This window comes from Bifidobacterium goeldii, assembly GCF_003951095.1.
Classification (GTDB): domain Bacteria; phylum Actinomycetota; class Actinomycetes; order Actinomycetales; family Bifidobacteriaceae; genus Bifidobacterium; species Bifidobacterium goeldii.
In genome coordinates this window covers 175,984-197,361 of sequence record NZ_QXGL01000005.1, presented here as the reverse complement: position 1 = coordinate 197,361, position 21,378 = coordinate 175,984, and the positions used below count along the sequence as shown (strand labels likewise).

At 56.6% G+C, this 21,378-nt stretch carries 16 protein-coding genes and 2 tRNA genes; 4 read left to right on the top strand and 14 right to left on the bottom strand.

Annotated features, from left to right (window positions below):
* Positions 1-833: 833 nt before the first annotated feature.
* The 4 genes from D2E25_RS08435 to fbaA form a co-directional block, all read right to left on the bottom strand.
* The gene (locus D2E25_RS08435; RefSeq protein WP_125981753.1) at positions 834-1,205 is read right to left on the bottom strand and encodes a fluoride efflux transporter FluC; all 372 of its coding nucleotides are present in this window, start codon (positions 1,203-1,205) and stop codon (positions 834-836) included.
* Positions 1,202-1,960 carry a fluoride efflux transporter FluC gene (locus tag D2E25_RS08430; protein ID WP_125981751.1) on the bottom strand — a complete coding sequence of 253 codons (759 nt, stop codon included), beginning with the start codon at positions 1,958-1,960 and terminating at the stop codon, positions 1,202-1,204. Before D2E25_RS08430 ends, D2E25_RS08435 begins: the two co-directional genes overlap by 4 nt.
* Before the next feature lie 69 nt (positions 1,961-2,029).
* Complete coding sequence (locus D2E25_RS08425; RefSeq protein ID WP_125981749.1) at positions 2,030-3,316, bottom strand: adenylosuccinate synthase; 1,287 nt, start codon at positions 3,314-3,316, stop codon at positions 2,030-2,032.
* 343 nt (positions 3,317-3,659) lie between these two features.
* Positions 3,660-4,727 (bottom strand): class II fructose-bisphosphate aldolase, encoded by a 1,068-nt coding sequence (gene fbaA, locus D2E25_RS08420; protein ID WP_125981747.1) that lies wholly within the window; start codon positions 4,725-4,727, stop codon positions 3,660-3,662.
* Between the two features lie 218 nt (positions 4,728-4,945).
* Here fbaA and D2E25_RS08415 point away from each other — a divergent pair, with 218 nt between their 5' ends.
* Complete coding sequence (locus tag D2E25_RS08415) at positions 4,946-6,280, top strand: polysaccharide deacetylase family protein (protein ID WP_241217108.1); 1,335 nt, start codon at positions 4,946-4,948, stop codon at positions 6,278-6,280.
* A 65-nt stretch (positions 6,281-6,345) separates the two neighbouring features.
* On the opposite strand, the gene D2E25_RS08410 is transcribed toward D2E25_RS08415, so the two are convergent.
* From D2E25_RS08410 to D2E25_RS08370, 9 genes are all read right to left on the bottom strand, one after another.
* The gene (locus D2E25_RS08410; RefSeq protein ID WP_241217107.1) at positions 6,346-6,711 is read right to left on the bottom strand and encodes a hypothetical protein; all 366 of its coding nucleotides are present in this window, start codon (positions 6,709-6,711) and stop codon (positions 6,346-6,348) included.
* A gap of 11 nt (positions 6,712-6,722) precedes the next feature.
* Entirely contained in the window at positions 6,723-7,097 is a 375-nt protein-coding gene (locus tag D2E25_RS08405; protein WP_125981742.1) for a hypothetical protein, read from the bottom strand.
* Between the two features lie 283 nt (positions 7,098-7,380).
* Positions 7,381-7,454, bottom strand: a tRNA-Gly gene (locus D2E25_RS08400).
* Positions 7,455-7,562: 108 nt separating this feature from the next.
* Positions 7,563-8,501, bottom strand: coding sequence for a zinc metalloprotease HtpX (gene htpX / locus D2E25_RS08395; protein WP_125981740.1), 939 nt, complete (start codon positions 8,499-8,501; stop codon positions 7,563-7,565).
* 232 nt (positions 8,502-8,733) lie between these two features.
* Positions 8,734-10,185, bottom strand: coding sequence for an FAD-dependent oxidoreductase (locus tag D2E25_RS08390; protein ID WP_125981738.1), 1,452 nt, complete (start codon positions 10,183-10,185; stop codon positions 8,734-8,736).
* A 59-nt stretch (positions 10,186-10,244) separates the two neighbouring features.
* Positions 10,245-11,066 carry an Abi family protein gene (locus D2E25_RS08385; protein ID WP_164514781.1) on the bottom strand — a complete coding sequence of 274 codons (822 nt, stop codon included), beginning with the start codon at positions 11,064-11,066 and terminating at the stop codon, positions 10,245-10,247.
* Positions 11,056-11,844, bottom strand: coding sequence for a hypothetical protein (locus D2E25_RS08380; RefSeq protein ID WP_125981734.1), 789 nt, complete (start codon positions 11,842-11,844; stop codon positions 11,056-11,058). Before D2E25_RS08380 ends, D2E25_RS08385 begins: the two co-directional genes overlap by 11 nt.
* A 90-nt stretch (positions 11,845-11,934) precedes the next feature.
* Positions 11,935-14,460: an HAD-IC family P-type ATPase gene (locus tag D2E25_RS08375; RefSeq protein WP_125981789.1), complete on the bottom strand. Its 2,526-nt coding sequence runs from the start codon at positions 14,458-14,460 to the stop codon at positions 11,935-11,937.
* Positions 14,461-14,788: 328 nt separating this feature from the next.
* Positions 14,789-16,801, bottom strand: a complete 2,013-nt coding sequence (locus D2E25_RS08370; RefSeq protein WP_125981732.1) for a S1C family serine protease — start codon at positions 16,799-16,801, stop codon at positions 14,789-14,791.
* A 347-nt stretch (positions 16,802-17,148) separates the two neighbouring features.
* Between D2E25_RS08370 and tgt the strand changes: the two genes are divergently transcribed.
* The 3 genes from tgt to D2E25_RS08355 all read left to right on the top strand — a co-directional run bounded on the left by tgt (position 17,149) and on the right by D2E25_RS08355 (position 20,496).
* Positions 17,149-18,450, top strand: a complete 1,302-nt coding sequence (gene tgt / locus D2E25_RS08365; RefSeq protein ID WP_125981730.1) for a tRNA guanosine(34) transglycosylase Tgt — start codon at positions 17,149-17,151, stop codon at positions 18,448-18,450.
* A gap of 165 nt (positions 18,451-18,615) precedes the next feature.
* Positions 18,616-20,277: a gamma-glutamyltransferase family protein gene (locus D2E25_RS08360; RefSeq protein ID WP_125981728.1), complete on the top strand. Its 1,662-nt coding sequence runs from the start codon at positions 18,616-18,618 to the stop codon at positions 20,275-20,277.
* Between the two features lie 136 nt (positions 20,278-20,413).
* A tRNA-Leu gene (locus D2E25_RS08355) sits at positions 20,414-20,496 on the top strand.
* Between the two features lie 192 nt (positions 20,497-20,688).
* Here D2E25_RS08355 and D2E25_RS08350 read toward each other — a convergent pair.
* Entirely contained in the window at positions 20,689-21,294 is a 606-nt protein-coding gene (locus D2E25_RS08350; RefSeq protein WP_125981726.1) for a hypothetical protein, read from the bottom strand.
* Positions 21,295-21,378 lie beyond the last annotated feature (84 nt).

The following is a 21,378-nucleotide window of genomic DNA, read 5'->3' as shown; positions in this document are numbered from 1 at the left end:
GCTGCAGCGGCCGTGCCAGCGGCAACGCCCATCGTCGCGATCATCGCGAGCGAGGCGAGGCCGGCCAGAGGCGCGCGCCAAACCTTAGTATTTCCTGTCATCTTCAGGAACCTTTCTTTTAGGGACATCGGGTTTTTGTATGGGGGCTTTCCCCATCCCGACTGCGTTCTTTTTTACCTCTACCCCTTGGACATTGTCAACCCGGGGCGTAGAAACGCACCTGGATGGTTTTAACCCATTTCACAGGTGCGCCTATTCGCTTCATCACCATACATGAATGCGCGTACAAGCACGTAATCGTTGGAATTTCAGCATTTTTCAGGTTTTCAGAGTTTCTTTCAAGTGTTTCAATAGGTGGACATCAGCGTTATAAACTCCCAGCCGATTACCAGAAACCCCGGCGTAGATTACCTTTTTGTTACGTCGCCATAAGAAACATCTATAGTCAGACGATTAATATCGGCGTGTCGCGATGCGTTGTGAGCATGTTTGCTGTGCGCTAATCATGCGACACGCCAAACACTTTGCCCTTGCAAAAAGTCGATATCTCTCTTTATAGTTCCACGCAGGCGTGGGATTTATGTGCGAGCATGAATTGTGCACCTAATCGTGGCATATCATCAAATTTGTGCTACGCTTTTTTCGGGACATCGCGGTGTCGAGAACCCCGCAGATACTTCGGTATCTGCGGGGTTCTCGACATTTTGGAGCAAATCCACTGTGCATTACTCTGCGTTATCCTGCATTATTCGCGAAGTGAACATGCACTGCGTGCTGTTTGGTCAGTGCTTCACACCACGGCCTGCCGTCAACGCTCTATACACCTGCTTTATTTACTGTGTTACAGCAATCAGCATCCAACCCAGTGAAACGCACACAATCGGCACGATGATCGTTGCTACACAATATATAAAGGACATAGCGAGCTCTTTTTTGCGTGCCAGCGTCACCATTTCGTTAATCGCCGTGGAGAATGTTGAAAATCCGCCAAGGAATCCGGTCACAAACAGCAGGTATGCAAAGTGGTCAACAGTCTGGTAGGCATATGCCGCCGCGGCGACACCTGCACAGAACGTAGCGACACTATTAATAATGAATGTCGGCAAAGGAAACCGGTGAGTCCACCAACGTTGAATCGACACCGTCACTACAAAACGAGCCATCGCGCCGAACCCACCGCACAAGCACACCAACGCGAACGTCATTTCTGCTTCTCCTCACGCGCTTCACCACGCATTGGATCTGGCACCATCGTGATCTCGCCAGTAATTGGCGCGGGCTCGCTCACCCTACCACTCGCACCACTCGCATCACTCGTGCTGCTCGCCGCCACCGTACTCACCGCTGCATCTGCTGGAATCGCCTCAGCATCAGCAAGCGCGCGATGCACACCCTGGATCGATCGCTTTGCAGAAAGCGCCAACGCCAGCTGTACGCCCAACCCGGCAACAATCAAGCCAACAATGAAGCTCACCAACGTGTACAGTGCAAAACCGGCGATCTGCCCATCATGCAGCGCAGTCAACTCTTCGATTGCCATTGCAGACAGCGTCGAAAATCCACCGCAAAAGCCCATGCCAATACCGCGATTGCACAACTGCCGTGCACGCTTACGCACCCACACCGCCTGTGTCATATACGTGCTCAACGTTGCAAAAATAAAGCACGCGCACATGTTCGCAATAAACGTAGCCGGGTGGAACGCACTGAACACACCACTAGTCGCAGCAGGCGAGGGCATCAACAGCCCCAAGCCATACCGCAATCCAGTGCCAACGCAGCCGCCAACAAACACGACTAGATAGAGCATGCCATCCGCCAGCGGATTAAACTTCGCCTGCACGCGCTTCATCGGCGCAAGCGGAATCTTCGGCGGCATAGATGGTGAAGGCGCCACCACGGGCACGCCCGAAGTAACGCCATCATCGCCATCATCATTCGGCTTCACAGCGGAATCCATATTGGACAGTCCTTATTTCCTGCAATTCCTGCTTTTCTAACGATTCGCAGTCACAATATCGTCAGGCGCTTAGTCAAGCAGCGAGTGCACGGAAATGATGTGATCGCGCTGCGGGCCGGTGCCGATCGCGGAGATACGGCAGTTAGACAGCTCTTCAAGACGCTTCACATACGCCTGGCAGTTAGCCGGCAGATCAGCAAAATCATGCACGGAAGAAATATCCTCATCCCAACCCGGCATCGACTCGTAAATCGGCTTAGCAGCAGCAAACGCAGCCTGATCAGTCGGCATATCGTCAAAACGCTCACCATCCACGTCGTATGCAACGCAGATCGGAATCTCCTTGAGGCCGGTGAGCACGTCAAGCTTCGTGAGCACGATGTCAGTCAAGCCGTTCACCTGGCTCGCGTAACGGTTCACAACCGCGTCGAACCAACCACAACGACGCGGACGGCCGGTGGTCACACCGTACTCGTGGCCCTGAGCGCGCAGCCAGTCGCCGGACTCGTCAAACAGCTCGGTCGGGAACGGACCCTCACCCACGCGAGTCACGTACGCCTTGGAGACGCCAATCACACGGTTAATCTTGGTCGGGCCAACACCGCTACCAGTGCAAGCGCCGCCTGCGGTCGGGTTGGAGGACGTAACAAACGGGTAAGTACCGTGATCAACGTCAAGCATGGTGGCCTGCGCGCCCTCAAACAGCACAGTCTTGCCCTCGTCAAGCGCCTTGTTCAAGATCAGACCAGTGTTCGCAACGTACGGCTTCAAGCGCTCACCGAGCTTGAGCAGCTCATCAGTAGTCTGATCCACGTCAATAGCGCGGCGGTTGTACAGCTTGACCAGAATCTGATTCTTCTGGTGCAGGCTCGCTTCGACCTTGTCATGCAGGTGATCAGCGTTGAACAGATCATGCACGCGAATACCAACGCGGTTGATCTTATCCGCGTATGCCGGGCCAATACCGCGACCAGTAGTGCCGATCTTGTGCTTACCAAGGAAGCGCTCAGTGACCTTGTCGAGTACGCGGTGATACGGGGCGATAACGTGTGCTGCTTCAGAAACGAGCAGGCGCGAGCAGTCCACGCCGCGAGCTTCCAGACCGTCGATCTCTTCGAACAGCACTTCAGGGTCAACAACTACACCGTTGCCGATTACCGGAGTGACGTTCGGGCTAATAATGCCAGAAGGCAGCAGGTGCAGCGCGTACGACTGATCGCCGACCATCACGCTGTGACCAGCGTTGTTACCGCCGTTGAAACGAGCAACATAATCGACCTTAGTACCGATGAGATCGGTGGCCTTGCCTTTACCTTCGTCACCCCACTGAGCACCGATCAACACAATTCCGGGCATAATGCACCTCCGCATACGCACATTCGCACAAATCCGCCGGGATTAGAGTACCCTACGGGCTCTACTGTCGGGTTCCGCTGTCTCTGCTACCGACTCCCATGTCGGCTCCCATACCCAGCGTTTTCTCAGGAAACACCATCGTGGCACACATGTTGCTGCGTTTTACTATTAACTGTCAGCACGAAGCCGACGAGGTTCATAAGAACCCCATAATTGAAACCTTCTCTCTTCTTCTTTCCTCCTTTCTTTGCGAAAAAGCCCGGCCTGCGCAGCCGGGCTTTTTTGTTGTCGCTTAGTTGTCGCTTTGTTATCGCGTGCGTTCGCGTGCTTCCGCGTACTTCCGCTACTTCAGCGCCTTACCAGCAGAGCCAAGCTGTTCGCACGCCTCCACCACGCGACGAGCCATCGCCGACTCAGCTTCGCGACCCCACGAGCGCGGATCATACAGCTTCTTATTGCCGACCTCGCCATCGATTTTGAGCACCGCATCATAGTGTGAAAACATGTGACCGGCAATCGCGCGCGTAAACGCATACTGCGTGTCCGTATCAATGTTCATCTTCACCACGCCGTACGAGACCGCCTGCGCAATCTCCTGCGCGGTCGAACCCGAACCACCGTGGAACACCAGCGCAAACGGCTTACCATTCGGGAAATCCACAGCTCCCGCAGCGGACGCCACGCGGCCATCAACTACCGCAGTCGCAACCTCGCGCTGAATCTCACCCAGCAATTCCGGGCGAAGCTTCACCACACCCGGCTTGTACGCGCCGTGCACGTTACCGAACGTGAACGCCGCCATATACCGGCCGCGCTCCCCCAAGCCGAGTCGCTGCGCAACCTTCACACCATCCTCCGGCGTGGAATACAGCTTCTCATTGATTTCCGCGGAATGACCGTCTTCCTCGCCACCAACCGTGCCGATTTCGATTTCAAGCACCGTGTGCGCCGCCTGCGACTTATCAAGCAGCTCTTCGGCGATATGCAAATTCTCATCCAGCGGCACCGTGGAACCATCCCACATGTGCGACTGGAACATCGGCTCATGGCCGTGCGCAACCTCGTCGGCTTCGAGCGCGAGCAGCGGACGCACCCAGTCGTCCAAGTACTGCTTGGCGCAATGGTCAGTGTGCAGGGCGATGGTGATATTGGGATACTTTTTCGCGACTTCGTGCGCAAACGCGGCGAATGCGAGCGAGCCAGTGACACGATCATTCACTGACTGGCCGGAGAAATACGCGGATCCACCAACGGAGACTTGAATAATACCGTCAGATTCAGCCTCGGCGAATCCTTGCAGCGCCGCATTCAGTGTCTGCGTGCTGGTTACGTTGATCGCCGGATACGCGTACCCCCCGCGGCGGGCGGCATCCAGCATTGCGGCATATCGTTCGGCAGTTGCAATCGTCATAGTTGCATTATCGCGCCACCGAGTAACAAACATGGGGCAGTGAGTGTGAATCCGCAGCGAAATGTGCGCGAAATCACGCGCTGTGCTGCGCGCGCGATCATTCAATCGTGCGCAATCATCCAGGCGAATGATTCCGCACTAATGCGCCCGCGATCATTCACCAAGCTGACACAGTGCGCCGAGCGCCCGCCGTGTGCTCGTCCGTACAATAAGGGGCGATGAATATGAGGTTTGCGAATACGACAGATGCGGCAGGCGCGAGCAGCGAGCCCATCGAAGAGCTGTCTTTCGGCAGTAGTGTGCGTACTTCGTTCCCGCACGGCGGGCGCGGCGGATACAGTGGGCGCGGCGGACGTGACAACGGTAGCAATGGTGACAACGATGGCAACGCTAAGCGTAGCAAACGTATTTGGCTGCGCATTGTGCTGATAGTGCTTGCAGCGGCGCTGGTAGTGAGCTCAGTGAGCTATGGCGCATGGATGTGGGAACATCACTGGCGTACAATTTCCGTCACTGCGAATGGCACCGCTTATGAAGTGAGTGTTGATACGAAGCTCGGCACGTTGCTCAAGGATCATCGCAACTTTGATAAGAAGCCTGGTCGGCTGCTTGATATTACTGGCGGCACAATCGATCAGACCGGTGGCGAGCCTGTTACCGTTACCATCAACGGCACTACCGTGGACGCAAAACAGCTAGATAACACTCCACTGCCTGAAAACGCTCACATCAAGGTGACCGCAGGAGGCGATGTCACTGAAGGGTACACGGTGGGCCATGAAACTGTGGAACACGGTGCAGATATTAACCTTGCTGGATCTGTTCAGCTACTCAAACAAGCTGGCAAAGATGGCGAGCGCGAAATCTGGATTGGTAAACGTTCGCATAAGCAAGTTGAAAAAGCGATTACCAAGCAGCCGCAAGATTTGATTGTGGAAGCAGTTAATCCGCGCCCTGCTGGCCGCAAAGTTATTGCACTCACGTTCGATGATGGCCCCAGTAAATTCAGCGACCCGATTCTCGATATTCTCAAGGAAAAGGGTGTGAAAGCTACGTTCTTTGATCTTGGGCAGAATGCGATTGAGTATGCCACAGCTGAGAAGCGCATGATTGCTGAAGGGCATGAGGTGTGCAGTCACTCAAATTCACACGCCGATCTGCCCAAATTGAGCCGCGATGCACTGCGCGCTGAGCTCTCGGCAGGATTTGCCAACCTTGAGAAAGCGTCCGGCACCAAAACCAAAGTATTGCGCGCACCATATGGAGCGTTCACTAAACAGCAGTGGGAAGATGCGCACGATCTCATTCACATGAACGTGCTGTGGGATATCGATACGCTTGATTGGAAGCGCCCCGGCGAGCAGGCGATTCATGATGCTGTGCTCAATCATGCGCATAACGGCGCAATCGTACTCATGCATGATGGCGGTGGCGATCGTTCTCAAGACGTGGCTGCACTGCCTAGCATTATCGATGATCTTAAAGCGCAAGGCTATGAATTCGTGACGGTCAAGCAACTGCTAGAAATGAGCGGCGTCAGCGTTCCTAAGTGACGGAAGTCGAACCCACCTCGGGGCATTCTCTCTTTTTGCGCGGAGACTTTTGAAGCGTTGTAATTTCAGGTTCTGCTAACGATGATCCTTCGATAGAAATCTTGGGGCCGATGCCGATCACCGAACCCTTTAACGAGGATGCCCGTGTCGGTGGGGCAATACACGATACGCGTGTCAGCTTTCGCCCCTTGCGTACGCCGGTGCTGGAAATGGTAGGACTTCCATTCGGAAAGATCGTATTTCAGACTCACCCCGGCAACTCTTCCGGCTATCAACTGTTCCATGGCCCTGCTGACTGAAATGATCGCAGCCATGAACTCCTCCTCATCAGCCCACACGTGGGCGAGCAGTACGACATCGTCGACGAGATCGTCGGCGTTCATCGTCAATCCCGGAGTGCCCGCAATGATATCCACGGCGTCCGAAAGCATCCGGTCAGATATCACTCGCCGTCCTCCGCGTCATCCAGAACCTCATGCAGCATCGTGAGACGACGTGCAAGACTCTCCTGTGCGGCCTCTCGCAACTCACTGCCTGTCTTCACGTCGGTACGGTGCTTGCGGGCCTCGAACATGGCTCGTACAGACATCGTCTCGATTTCCGCGTCACGTTCCCTGACGGCGTCGACCAGATCATATAGCGCCTGCGGCGTGAGCAGATACGCTGCGGTGTCATTACGGTCCATGACCTCGACAATGCCGTTATCCGCCAGCTGGCTCCTCCATGCGTTACTGCGATTGAGATCCGTGAGCGTGATGTGACCACCGGGTTCATTTGCCTGCCGTAACGCCTCAGCATGATCAAGTGTGCTGACCATACTATTCTCCTTACTAATCAGCAATAATTAATACAGATTTTATCATGTAATTTATTACGAAATAAAATGCAACAACGTTGCCATGATCACTAGACCCCGCCTTAGAACACTGGGAATGCTGGGGATCAATTCTGGCGAATTCTTTTTCTTGAGTACCTATCTCATAACCCGTGACAACACAGTGACATCATTTAGTCCAGAAAGCACTCATCATCGTCACAGTAGAAAAGTCAGAAACCATTGGAATGATTGAAAAAACATCTATCTGATTAGATAGTCTCTATGGAGCGAATGACGGGAGTCGAACCCGCCTCTACAGCTTGGGAAGCTGTCGTTCTACCGATGAACTACATTCGCATGTTGGCCGCGCAGTAAGCGCATGTGGCACAATCAGCTAGTTTAGCACGGGGCCGCCGATATCCGCGCGCCCCGTACGTTAGCAGTAGCACACAATATCAGTATCAATCAGTACAAATACTGTGCGCTTCCGCCGCCAAGGCCAGCCGTGCGCATTTCCTGCGCCATTTGCATCAGTCGTCCAATACGCTCATCGGTCGGCGGATGGGTAGAAAACAGCTTCGAGAAACCAGCACGAGAGAACGGATTCGCGATCATCATTGCCGACACCGTCTGCGTAGACGCAGTCTTCGGCATCGGGTTTGACTGCACGCCGTACGAGATTTTGTTCAGCGCAGACGCCAGCGCTTCTGGATCTCCAGTAAGCCGGCTACCATCCTCATCCGCATCGAATTCGCGCGTACGCGAAATAGCCATCTGAATCAGCGACGCTGCAATCGGCGCTAACACTGCGCTCAACAGCACGCCAATCAAGCCAAACGCGCCCGATCCGCCATCGCGATCATCGCGGCGACTGCCACCGCCGAAATACATCAGCGAATAGCCAAGATACGTAATTACCGTAGCCATTGCGGAAGCAATCGCCGAAGTCAGAATGTCATGGTTGTACACGTGCATCAGCTCGTGGCCGAGCACACCGCGGATTTCACGCTCGTTGAGAATGCGCAAAATACCCTGCGTGCAGCACACCGCCGCGTGGCGCTCATTGCGGCCGGTAGCAAACGCGTTCGGACTTTCCGTGGGAGCGATATAAATGCGCGGCATCGGCTTGCCAGCCTTCGCGCTGAGCTCACGCACGATACGGTACAGTGCAGGCGCTTCCGCTTCGCTCACTTGGCGCGCGTGCATTGACGCGATCGCGAGCTTGTCAGAGAACCAGTACGTGCCGAACGTTGTCGCCAAACCAATAACAATGTACAAGCCCAGCGTGCCGCGACTGCCGCCCGTCGCCCACCAAATGAGCATCACAATAGCCCACATCAGCGCAAACAGCAACGTTGTCTTCAAACCGTTGCAATGCCCATGCACACGCAATTTACCGTCCATAAAGCACACACTAAAGATGGTGTCTGGATGTTGGCTGGACGTGCGCTTTAAGAAAAACGGATGTATTGCATGCGCATGGCATTCAGCGCAATAATCAGCCCAGCACCCAGTACAACAACACAAAAGCGGAGCGAACACCGTAAGTAGTGTTCACTCCGCTTTCATCAGCACAGCAGGCGCATCAGCACGCACTAAGCCGTCAAGCCGTACGCATGCTGCGTATATAGCGAAATCACGCGTGTGCGAGCTCGCGCATCTGCTCGGGTTCGATGACCTTCTTGTGTTCGCGGCCTTCCTTCGCGCCTTCCGCGCGCTCGAAGGCATCGACCTTCTTCCAGCCGGCGAAGTCGATCGGCTTAATACCGCGCTCGGCGAGCAAACGATCGATGGACTCAGGATCGCGATCCGGCGCCACGCGGCCGCCTTCCGCAGCCTTGGCGAGGTCCTCGAGCATATTGGTCACGATCAGCAGCGCGTCAGACTTGGTGGAGCCAATCAGGCCGACCGGGCCACGCTTGGCCCAACCGGTTGCGTACAGACGTTCGCGCACTTCGCCACCAGCAGCCTCGGTGGTGATGCGGCCGTCGCCGTTCGCGTTGGCCAGATGCGCACCCTTCTCGTCATACGCAATACCGGGCGCTTCGGTCGGCTTGTAGCCGATCGCGTGGTACACGGCCTCGACCGGGTAATCCTCGAATTCGCCAGTGCGATGCATTTTGCCGTCAGCGCCGGTTTCCGTGCGCTCAACGCGAATGCCGGTCACCTTGCCGTCCTCGCCGAGAATCTCAGTCGGCGCGGAGTTGAAGTGAATGTAGTACTTGCGGTCGGCCGGGTTGCCTTCGAAGTCGACGTCGCCATCGTCTTCCATATCCTCAGCCATCTCGCGGATCGTGAACAGCTCTTCGACCATCTGGCGAGTGAGCTTATCCTTGCCAGCCACCTCGATGGTGTCGTCGTCCAGCTCGAAATCGTCCTCGTTGATGATCAGCTGCACGCCGGGCAGCTTCTCCATCTCGCGCAGCTCCTGCACGCTGAACTTCGCCTGCGCAACACCGCGGCGGATGAACAGGTGCAGAGTCTTCGCCTGGTTCTTCTGGATACCCTCGTATACGTTATCCGGAATATCAGTCTTGGCTTTGAGATCATCTGCGTTGCGCATGAGCTCGCGCGCCACGTCCATCGCAACGTTGCCGCCGCCGATCACGGCCACGTTCTCGGCCGTCAGCGGCCATTCGCGAGCGCCAGTCGGATAACCGTCGTACCATTCGACGAACTTGGCGGCACCGTACACGCCGTCGAGATCTGCGCCGGGCAGGCCAAGCGGCTTGTCCTTGACAGCGCCGGTGGCGAACAGCACCGCGTCGTAGCGGGCGAGCAGGTCGTCAAGCGTCACGTCCTTGCCGAATTCCACGTCGCAGTAGAGGTGAATATCGGGGTTGTCGAGCGTCTTCTCGAGCGCGGACGCGATGAATTTGATGCTCGGATGGTCAGGGGCGACGCCGTAACGCACCAGGCCGAACGGCACTGGCAGCTTTTCGAACAGGTCGATGCGCGCCTTGGTGCCCAACCCCAGTTCGTCGCCCAGCTTGCCCAGCTGGCGCAAGAAGATGTCGGAGGAGTAGACGCCAGCCGGGCCAGCGCCAATTACAGCAATACGAAGTTCATTATTCACAGTTTCAGTCACGCGTTCCAGCGTATCGCAAGCCGCCGAATCGTGAAAGAGTGATTTTTCGCAGTTCTTTCTTATGATGGCCGCAATCTGGCAACTGCGCGGTAACGGCTGTTCTGCATGGACCATCCGGGGAATCGGGGATCAACAACAGCCAATATAGACAACATATCGCTCAAGCGTCTCTCCGGTTCCACACGAAGAAGATTCTCCCCATGCGCGGCACGATTGCGAAGCGTCCGGATACGCTTCAATTTGGCACATAAATGATGCCGAGCTTCATCTGCGGATGAAACACCAGGAAAAGCTTGATGCAATCCCGCGGCCCACAGCAATTGTGGGATCGATTCCGACTCATGCGCGGAAAGGTTGGAGCCGAGCAGAATATCCCATGTTCCGAATGTCAGTTGTGCCAAGACATCGTCTCTTGTCGGACGTGTACCGAATCGAGGATGGCTTTTTGGCCGCTGATGAGCTTCCGTTTTGGCATGGGCACGAGCCTCACGAATTCCTTTGCCTAGCACATCATAGATCTCATCTGGCGTGGAACGCTCATCAGTCCCGATCCAATCGGAGACTCCGTAACGAGTCACGGACAGTAATCTCAACTGTCGGTCCAGTGCATTTCTGACCGCCATTTCCACATCAGAACTGTGCTTCAGTACAACGCTGATGAATTCTTGATTCCAGCGATACAACGCAACGGCAGCGTCGACATCACCATTCGTAACGTCCAAATATGACTGCAATCTCGGGCGGCTCAACAATGCTTCCGCCACTGGCGCCGCATCGAGCGAGACATTCGTGCTATCCTGTAATGGCAGCTTCGGCGTTAGGCTGGAGCGCTCTACGTCAGCGACCTCCCTCCGGGAGGCCGCTTGTTTTTTAGTGTCCATGCGCATCCACCTGCTTACTGTCGAATTTTGTCAGCGCTTCCAACCGATTGCGCTCACATTCAATAAACCGCCCCATATCCACATAAAATTCCGGCGGAAGGACCACGTCAGATCTCACGGAGATCGTTATCTCCACTCCGGGAATCTCAAAAGCATATTCGCCGAAAGTACCACCATGCTTCTTCGTGTCTATTGCACGCGCTTGTGCAACCACAGTATTCCCTTCACTACTGTTTTGCTGGCGCTCTGCAAGGATAGGAAGAACCTGTTTTAGGATTTTTGAGTCCTCCGTCTGCTTGAGAATTCCCGTATTCACCGCACTACGAATAAACAGCCTGCTAAACTCTTCCAATTTCTCGCTATACCGGAAGGAGTGTTCAGTCTCATTCAGAAAGATGTTCAAATCAACTGGAACATCTTCTGGGAGAGCCCCATAAACTTCAGAGAATGGGGCGTAGTGCTTAAACGCAGCAAGCAGATCTACAAGCGAGTTGTCCTCTGCAAGGCGCATCCCTAATGGCGTCATCTTGTTGAGCTTGTCTGTCCTCTCACATAGCCCGTATTTGCACAATGCATGTATTTTTCCTTTAAGCGTGCCACTACGCGGGCTTTGCCCCAGGATCTCAGCAATCTCCTCATCGCTGATAGATCCTTCATAATATTCGGACTCACCGTAGCGTCTTATCCGTCGATGCACGCGGAGAGCAACATCCAAAGAGATCTCCGGCAAAGCCGAATCTTGTGGTTTGCGCTCCAATGATCTCAATTTCCGTGCCATAGCTCCCCCTTGAGCATTATTGGTAAGACCCAATGGAACGAGCATAGCAACAAAAGATACTTTTACCTAATAAATCCCATGATCCCAGACTTAATCCCGATTTAGGAGGGCCGTGAGGGCCCAGAGGATGCTGATGACGTCGATGGCTTCCTGTAGGAATGCGCCGACGACGACCGGAATCAGGTTGAACGCGGCGGCGATCATGCCGATGAGGGCGAGTGTGAGGCCAGCGAGAACAGCCTGCAGCATAACGCGTTTGGTACGCCGAGCGATGGCGATGGCTTGCGGCACAGCAGCAATATCATCGTTCATGATGACCACTTGCGCGGATTCGGAGGCCGCGGTGGAGGTGCCGTCGGTCATCGCAACGCCGATATCAGCGACCGCGAGCACGGGCGCATCGTTCACGCCATCGCCAACCATCATCGTGATTTCGCGGGATCTGCGGGAATCACGGGAGCCGTGAGTGCGAGATGCGCCAGAACCATCGGTCGAGGATCCTGCAGCCGAACCGGCAACCAATGCGCCATGATCCTCGCGCTCGTTGCGCACGGCGGCAACCTTATCTTCCGGGAACAGTTCAGCGCGCACATCGTCAATGCCGACCTCGCCGGCGATCACGCGAGCGGAGGAACGCTTGTCGCCAGTAAGCATCGTGAGCTGAGTAACGCCCAACGCACGCAAGCGGTCGAGTGCCGGCTTCGCGTTCTCGCGCGGCACGTCGCGCAGCACGATACGCGCGATGAGCCGCCCGTCGACAGATACATAGGAGGCCATTTCGTCAGGTTGCAGTATGCCGAAGCGCGTGCGGAGCGTATCGTCAGAGGCACGACCGGAAACTGCAGATCGCGGAGCAATGCCGGCTTCTGCTGCGGCAGTGTCTGCAATCGTTGCACCACTGGTATCGATTGCACTGCTGACATCGTTCACATTCTGAGCGATATCTGTTCCCCGAGCTACTCCCTGAGAATCAGCAATAACTGGCTGGAATCCGTCGGCTGCGGCGTTGGCGAACGACAGTCGACCTACACGCACCGTGTGACCGTTTACCAAACCAGATATGCCTTTACCGGCATCCTCCCGTACGTCCTGCACTACCGGATAATCACGGCCATAATCCCAACCGCGATCCTGACCATGCTCCCAACCGTGCCCGGTGCGAGTCGCCTCCAGCTTCGGCTCCGGGCATTGCCGTTGGCCGTTGGCGAATCGCTTGCGCAACCGAGCCATTGCCTCGTCGCCAGCTTTCGCGATGCCGCGAGAGAGGATATGCACCGAGTAACCTTCGACCACACCGGCCATCATCAGCACATGATCCTCGTTGAGCCGGGTTTCGGCACCCGGCAACATTTCAACGCGCACGACCTGCGGCTGTTTGACAGTCAGCGTGCCGGTTTTATCGAAGAACACGTGGCTTACACGCCCGAGTTGCTCCAGTACGTCCTGCGTTTTGATAAGCACACCAGCCTTGGCAAGCCGGCCCGTACCGGCGATATACGCCACTGGCGCGGCGATAAGCAGTGGGCAGGGCGTGGCGAGCACCAACACCTGTGCGAAACGCGTGGGGATGCCGGATACCGCCCATGCCACGGCAGCGATGACAAGCGCTAACACGGTGAACGGGACAGCCAGCCGGTCGGCGGTTTTTACTACGGCCGGGCGGGATTCTTGCGCGGAGGCCACGAGCGAGAGAATGCGCTGGTATTGCGAATCTTGGGCGGATTCGGTAGCGCGCATCGTGAGCGTGGAAGCTCCGTTGACCGCGCCAGACATCACGCGAGCGCCGGCGTACACTTCGCGCGGCACTGGTTCGCCGTTAATGGCGCTCAGGTCGAGCACGGCGCTGCCGGAAAGCAGTTCGCCGTCGACTGGCACGGTTTCACCAGGGAGGACGACGAGCACGTCGCCGGGGCAGACTTGGTCGACCGGCACTGTGATGAATCGTTGCGATGACGCGGACGCATTCGTGGTATTCGCTGCGTGATCTGCGTGATCTGTGCGATCTGCATTGCTTGCGGCGCCACCTACACTATCCGCAGCGTCCACGCTCTTGTCCACTTTGCGAAATCTTCCAGCAGATGCAGCAGATGCAGCGCGATCGCCGCGCGTAGCATCATCATCGCCATCGCCAGTATTTCCAACGCTTTTCCCGCGCTTCACACCGGGCAGCGTGCTCACGTGTGCAGTTTGCGGCGCAGCATTGAGCAACGCGGTCAGGCTGCTTTCCGCTTTAGATTGAGCGTATTCTTCGATCGCCTCACCGGAGGTGAGCATCAGCATCACCGCCCAACTTGCCCAATACTCCCCTACGCCAACGGTTGAAAGAATTGCCACCACAGCGAGCAAGTCAATACCGACCTGCCCATGGCGAATATCGTCGATCATGCCGCGCACGGTATCCGCGACGATAATCAGCACCAAAACAATAACGAGCCATTGGCCAACGCCAGGATTGCCAAGCACCGGAAAATACACCGCAGACGTTCCCAGCTCCCACGGGTGCCACTGGCCCAACAATGCCAAGGGAATAGCAGAAAGAATAACCACCGGCAGCATTGGCACTAGGCGGCATATGTGCACAACAGCGGTGAAAAATCGGACGATGAACGTAGTCATCATGCTCCTTACGCTCGTATACGGAGCCGATTGCGGAAAGCAACGCGGGTATGCGAGCGCAGCCAACCGTTTTCGGCAGTTCGACTACGCCTTGTTAACCCACCGGCGACCTTGCCAAACGTTGCTAGTTGATAGTTGACCACGAGCAACGTTCCGCGCGACCATCCGATACACGGCGTAAAAATGGATATTGAATTATTCAGCTCTTTGATGCTAGCAAACAGGTCCGAAAACACAAAAGTGTGCATATCCGGCGCACGCAGAGCGGAAAACCGTCTCTACGTGCGCCGGATATGCACACTGTCGAGGTTCGAGGTTCGAGGTTTATTTACCACAGACCGAACGGATCAGAGAAGCCGTTCGAGCCACCGTCGGAGTTGCCGTCGGAATTACCATCCGAGTTGCCGTTGCCATAACCGTTCGAACCGTTGCCATTCTGGTTGTTCTGGTTATTTTGGTTGTTTTGGTTGTTCGAGTTGGAGCTGCTGGAACCGTTGACAGCAGACTCTTCCTGATCGAGCGTCACGTCAACGTCCATAGTCTTGCCGTCACGCACAATTGTCAGCGTTGCCTTATCGTTCAGTGCAGAAGCGCGCACGAAGCCAAGCAGCGAGTACGTGCTGTTCACCGCGTTGCCGTTGTAAGCCACGATCACGTCGCCGACCTTCAAGCCAGCCTTGTCAGCCGGGCTGCCGGAGACCACGCCAGAGCCGCTCGCAGACTTAGTAACCTTCGCACCAGAGCGGGTGACACCATCCGCTTCAACCGTGTCGGTAGTAATAGTCACGCCGAGTGCCACGTGCTTGACGCTGCCGTCCTTGATGATCTCATTCGCAACGCGCTTGACCAAGTTCGAAGGAATTGCGAAGCCGATGCCGATCGAGCCAGCGGAATCAGACGAGGTAGCAGTGGATGCAATCGACGAGTTGATGCCGATAACCTGGCCTGCAGCGTTGAACGTCGGGCCACCAGAGTTACCCGGGTTGATAGCCGCGTCAATCTGCACAGCGTTGGTCACAATGTCAGCGCCAGAATTTTCATCGGTCACGGTAACCGGGCGGTTCAGTGCGGACACAATACCAGTCGTTGCAGTATCGTCGTAGCCCAGCGGGTTACCGATCGCCATCACGCTCTCGCCAACCGCAAGGTTATCAGAATCAGCAAATTCAACAGCCTTGAGGTCGCTCGGCGGATTGTCCAGCTTGATCACTGCCAAATCAGTAGTCGTATCAGTGCCAACAACCTGCGCGGAGTACATCTGGCCGTTCGACAGTGTCACCTGAATCTGCTGCGCGCCAGAAATCACGTGGTTATTGGTCACGATGTAGCCGGCCGTATCCACGATCGCGCCCGAACCCTTCGCAGTACCGTTGGTCAGCGCGGCCTGAATCGAAACTACCGAGCTCGACACCTCGCTGGCAACAGCCGTCCAGTCAGGAGCCTCGCCGCTCTTCGCGGTAGCAGAACCGCTACCAGACTTGTTCGAGCTCACGTTGGCGAGCGACGAAGAATTCGGAACCGTCACCCAGCCGTCCGTGATCGCCACGTAGCCAACGCCGAGGCACAGTGCGGCAGACACCAGCGCAGCAACAACAGCAGTCACCACGCCGCGCGCTACACCGGAGCCAGACTTACCGGGGACGTTGCCCTGGATCGGAGACTGCGGGCCTGGCGCAGCCGGCGGGAAGCCGAACGGGATATTGCCGTTACCACCATTGCCACCGTTACCGTTGCCGGCTGGCGTGGCACCCGGGTTAGCACCCGGATTAGCGCCCGGAACGCCAGACTGCACAGGCTGGCCGTTCTGCGGTGCACGGCCTGCACCTGCCAAGAACGGGTTGCCGCTAAACGGAGAAGCTCCCTGTGCGCCGGCAGCCGGCTGAGGCTGAGTATTTTGCGGCGCAGCACCCTGCTGCGGCTGCGGCTGCGTCGGAGCGTAAGCGCCATATTCAGGCGCCAGACGATACGGCGTCTGCTGAGGCGCAGGCTGCGTGGACTGCGGGGCCGGGGTGACCGGGACAGTCGGAATCGTTTGGGTAGCGGATTCGCTCGCACCGTCCGGAACAGCCGGAGTCGGCTGCGCGATTGGAGTAGTTGCCTCAGTAGAAGCAGATGGCACGCTCGGGATCGGCGTGGTCGCGCTCGTCGACTCAGTGTTGACTGGCGGAATCGGGGCGGTGGTCTGCGTATCTGCCGGAACCTGCTGGCCCTGCGCGGACTGTGCGTCCTGCGCGCCGGTAGTATTTGTCGTGTTTGTTGAGTTATCGTTCGTATTCGCATCCGGCTGTTCGTTCTGGTTGCTGTCGCCGGCATACCAGTTGCCGTTGAAGTTGTCAGCCATATCGGTCTCCTTCGTATTCATTCGCTCGTATTCGCTACTGGCGGCGCTCGCTGTGTACGATCTTGCCGCTCAAGCGCTAAGTAAGAGTAAAGATTCCCCCTCTGGATGTTTCCTGAACGTTTGTTGGAAGAAACAATCGAATTATCGCCTGACTTCCATAATGCCGGGCGGCGGCGCACCCGGTCACGCTCCCATTACGCCACGCAATCCACGGTAATCTGCGGCAATCCACGGCAATCTGCGCCGATCCGCATCCATCCGCGCAAACTCACACAAATTCGCACGCAAACACACCATCAGCACATATTCCGCTTATTTCCTACGGGGCTTCGCCTAGAGTGAACCACATGACTAGTCTTCTCGATCAACCGCGCGGCGCACAGCCCGGCCAGCCCGGCGATCGCAGCGCTTTTTATTTTGAAACCATCACGCAGCTGCCCAACACGGCAGATGGCAAGGGTCACGGTGGCCGCCGCTACGGCCGTACCGGCATTATTCACACGCCGCACGGCGATATCCGCACGCCCGCGTTCGTACCAGTCGCTACGCAAGCCGCAATGAAAGCCGTACTGCCGGAAACTATGCGCGCGGAAGGCGCTCAATGCTTGCTTTCCAACGCCTTCCACCTCTATGAACGCCCCGGCGAGGACGTGCTCGATGCAGCCGGCGGACTCGCGAAGTTCATGAACTGGGACGGCCCGACGTTCACTGATTCGGGCGGATTCCAGGTGCTTTCGCTTGGCGCAGGCTTCAAGAAAACGCTGGCGATGGACGTGACCGGCATGAAGTCGGATGACGTGATCGCCGAAGGCAAGGAACGTCTCGCGTTCGTGGACGAGGACGGTGTGACGTTCAAATCGCCGCTCAACGGCTCGCTACACCGGTTCTCCGCTGAAATTTCGATGGGTATTCAGCACAAAATCGGCGCAGATATTATGTTCGCGTTCGATGAGCTGACCACGCTGATGAACACGCGCCGCTATCAGGAAGAGTCTGTTGAACGCACGTACCGCTGGGCGCAGCGCTGCGTTGCCGAGCATCAGCGGCTCACTGAAACGCGCCTAGGCAAGCCGTATCAAGCACTGTACGGCGTCGTGCAGGGCGCGAACTACGAGGATTTGCGCCGGCACGCGGCTGAACAGATCGCCTCGCTGGACTTCGACGGCGTAGGCATTGGTGGCGCCATCGAAAAGCGTATTATCGGCGACACCTGCGCGTGGATTTGCGACGCGATGCCAGAGAACCGCCCGCGTCACGTACTCGGCATCGCTGCGGTAGACGATATTTTTGCCTGCGTGGAGAACGGTGGCGACACATTCGACTGCGTGGCTCCGGCCCGCTGCGGCCGTAATGGTGCGATTTTCACGCGCGACGGCCGCTACAACGTTAAGCGCGCTGAATTTAAGACTGATTTTGGCCCGCTCGAAGAGGGTTGTGACTGCTACACGTGTACGCATTATTCGCGCGCGTACGTGGATCATATGCTGCGCGCGCGTGAATTCAACGGGTTCACGCTGGCAACGATTCACAACGAGCACTTCTTCATCAAGCTGCTCGACGACATTCGCGCGTCGATCGACGGCGGTTACTTCGACGAGTTCCGTGATGAGACGCTTGCGCGCTTCTACGCGCACGGCTCGCGCGGCTGAGTATCGTCATCAAATGTCACTCAATGCGCGCAATCTCGACATCGGCGCGCACTGAGTGATGTTTGGCACCTCGTATTCATCACTTAATGCGCGCACCCGAACCGATCGCGCGCACTGAGTGACGAATACCGACCGACCGGGACACGTCGGCGCGATAATGGACGCATGGCAGTTCTGAATTTCGATCCGCTCGCACAACAGTACCCATCCCAGCGCTACCCGATCTACGCGAATCGCGCAATGGTCAACTGTTCAGAACCCCAAGCGTCCGCAGCTGGCTTGCAAGCGATTCTCAAAGGCGGCAATGCGTTTGATGCGATCGTAGCTGCCGCTGCCGCACTTACCGTAGTTGAGCCAACATCAAATGGCATTGGTGCTGACGCGTTCTGCATTGCGTGGAGTGCGCGCGAACAGCGGTTGATCGGCCTCAATTCAAGCGGACCGGCGCCACAGGGGATCTCAATCGAGCGCGTGCTCGCAGACGGTCACGCTGTAACCGACGCCGACGGCCGCAGCGCGCGCATGCCGCGTCTCGGCTGGACTCCGGTCACTGTGCCGGGCGCGCCTGCCGCGTGGGCCGCGCTTAACAAGCGCTACGGTCGCCTCACGCTCGCTGAAGATCTTGCGCCGGCGGTCGATTACGCGCGAAACGGCTACGCTGTCAATCCGAATCTGGCGTACTTTTGGGCGCAGTCGGCGGTCGGATATCAGCAAGCGAACGCGGATGGCCGTTTTGACGAGTGGTTCCGCACGTTCACGTGCAACGGACGAACTCCGCAAGCTGGCGATATTGTCACTTTGCCTGATCATGCAAATACGCTGGAAAGCATTGGCGAAACCGACGCGCGATCGTTCTATGAGGACGATGTAGCGCGAATGATCGACGCCGCAAGCCGCGCAGCTGGCGGATACTTGCGCTATGACGATCTAGCTGCGTTCCAACCGCGCTGGGTGGAGCCAATGCGACTTGATTACCGCGATGGCTGGCAAGTGTGCGAAATTCCGCCGAATGGGCAGGGTATCGTCGCGCTGATGGCGCTGAATATTCTGCGTAATTTCGACATCGCTGGCACTGCTGGCACAGATCGCGCACTGGTATATCACCGGCAGATTGAAGCGATCAAGCTCACATTTGCAGACGCGTTCGACACTGTTAGTGACCCGGATGATACTGGTTTTGATTACACGCGATTCCTCACGCCTGAATATGGTGAGGAGAAGGCGCGGCTCATTGGCGAGACGGCTGAAGTGCGTACTACGCGCACGCCGTCGAGTTCAGGCACGGTGTACTTGTGCTGCGCGGATGGCGAAGGCAACATGGTGTCGTATATTCAGTCGAATTACATGGGATTCGGCTCGGGCATTGTGGTTCCAGGGACGGGTATTGCGTTGCAAAATCGCGGTGCTGACTTTTCGCTGGACCCTTCGCGCGCGAATGCGCTCAAGCCTGGCAAGCGCACGTATCACACGATAATTCCAGGATTTTTGATGCGCGACGGCCGCCCGGTTGGCCCATTCGGCGTGATGGGCGGTTACATGCAACCGCAGGGGCATGTGCAGGTAGCAATGAACGCGATCGACTTCGGGATGGATCCGCAGCAAGCGCTTGATGCGCCGCGTTGGCGATGGGATCGCGGCAATGCCATGTGCGTAGAAACGCGCTTTGACGCGTCTTTTGCGCGGGCTTTGGCTCGCCGCGGCCACGATGTGACGATGAGCTTGGAAACGGCTGATTTTGGCCGCGGGCAGATGATCATGCGCCTCGACAGCGGCGCTATGGTTGGAGGCACTGAGTCGCGTACTGATAGCAATATTGCGTGTTTGTAGCTGCGTATTAGCTGCTTATTGCGGTTAGAAAGGCGCTATTTTAAGCCCCACGAATGCGCAGTCAAATCATCGAAATCGGTACGCGACACGCCGAATTGTGCGATTCGCAATATAGGTGTAAGTTAGTCGATTGTCTGCGAGTGTGGCGGAATGGTAGACGCGCTGTCTTCAGGTGGCAGTGAGTGTATGCTCGTGGGGGTTCAACTCCCCCCACTCGCACGCAGAATGAAACCCCGGAATCGTTGAGAAATCAAGATTCCGGGGTTTTCTGTATCCGCACATCGTGACGCCTCGTGACGCGGAGCGTGACCGGGAACGGGGGCACGCGCTGTAAGCTCGCGCAAAACCCTTATTTTTCAACGTTTGTGCGATATGGGGTTTCACGCGCTCCGCTCCCGGTCACGCTCCGCGTCACGAACGCGTCACAAACACTAAGTATTGGCCGTTACTCCTGTATTTGGGGCGCGGATTCGTGCCTTTGCCTGGCGATCGGCCCTCAATGCGAACCTGCGTACCAGAAATCAGCAGAGTCGTCAGCTCCGCTTTCCCACGCTCCCCCACCGTACTTCCCACAGGGTAGGTATACACATCAATTCGGCGGTTTTCCATCGCTGGGCAGAACAGTATGGCTCGCACTGGAAGTGCTACTCGCCGATCGCTGTCATCCGACGGATATTGATCATTACCGCCAACGATCTCATACCCTTGAGCCGCAAACGCCGCAGCAGCAGCCCCAACCATGCCCGCTGGCATATGATGCCGATGCCACACCACCTGCAATCTCAGCAGCACTCGGGCAACAACAAACGTTAATGCCGCCGCGACAATTATTTCTTTATACTCATCCGGGTGAGCCGCCCAATTGTGCGTTGCTGGAATAAGCAGAAGCGTCACAGACACTATCGCCCAGCACACAACAAAACATATGCCAGTTGCAAGCCCGCCGTACGGCTTAACATCATTCCAAGCCGCACGACCTTCACTCTCAGTGGCATCCACCCATGCACCCACATCCATAATCTGATTATCCGCGGTTACCGAGCACCAACAGGCCCAAATCACGCGCAAGCAGATGAACTCTTGGTGAAGTTGCTCGCGGAT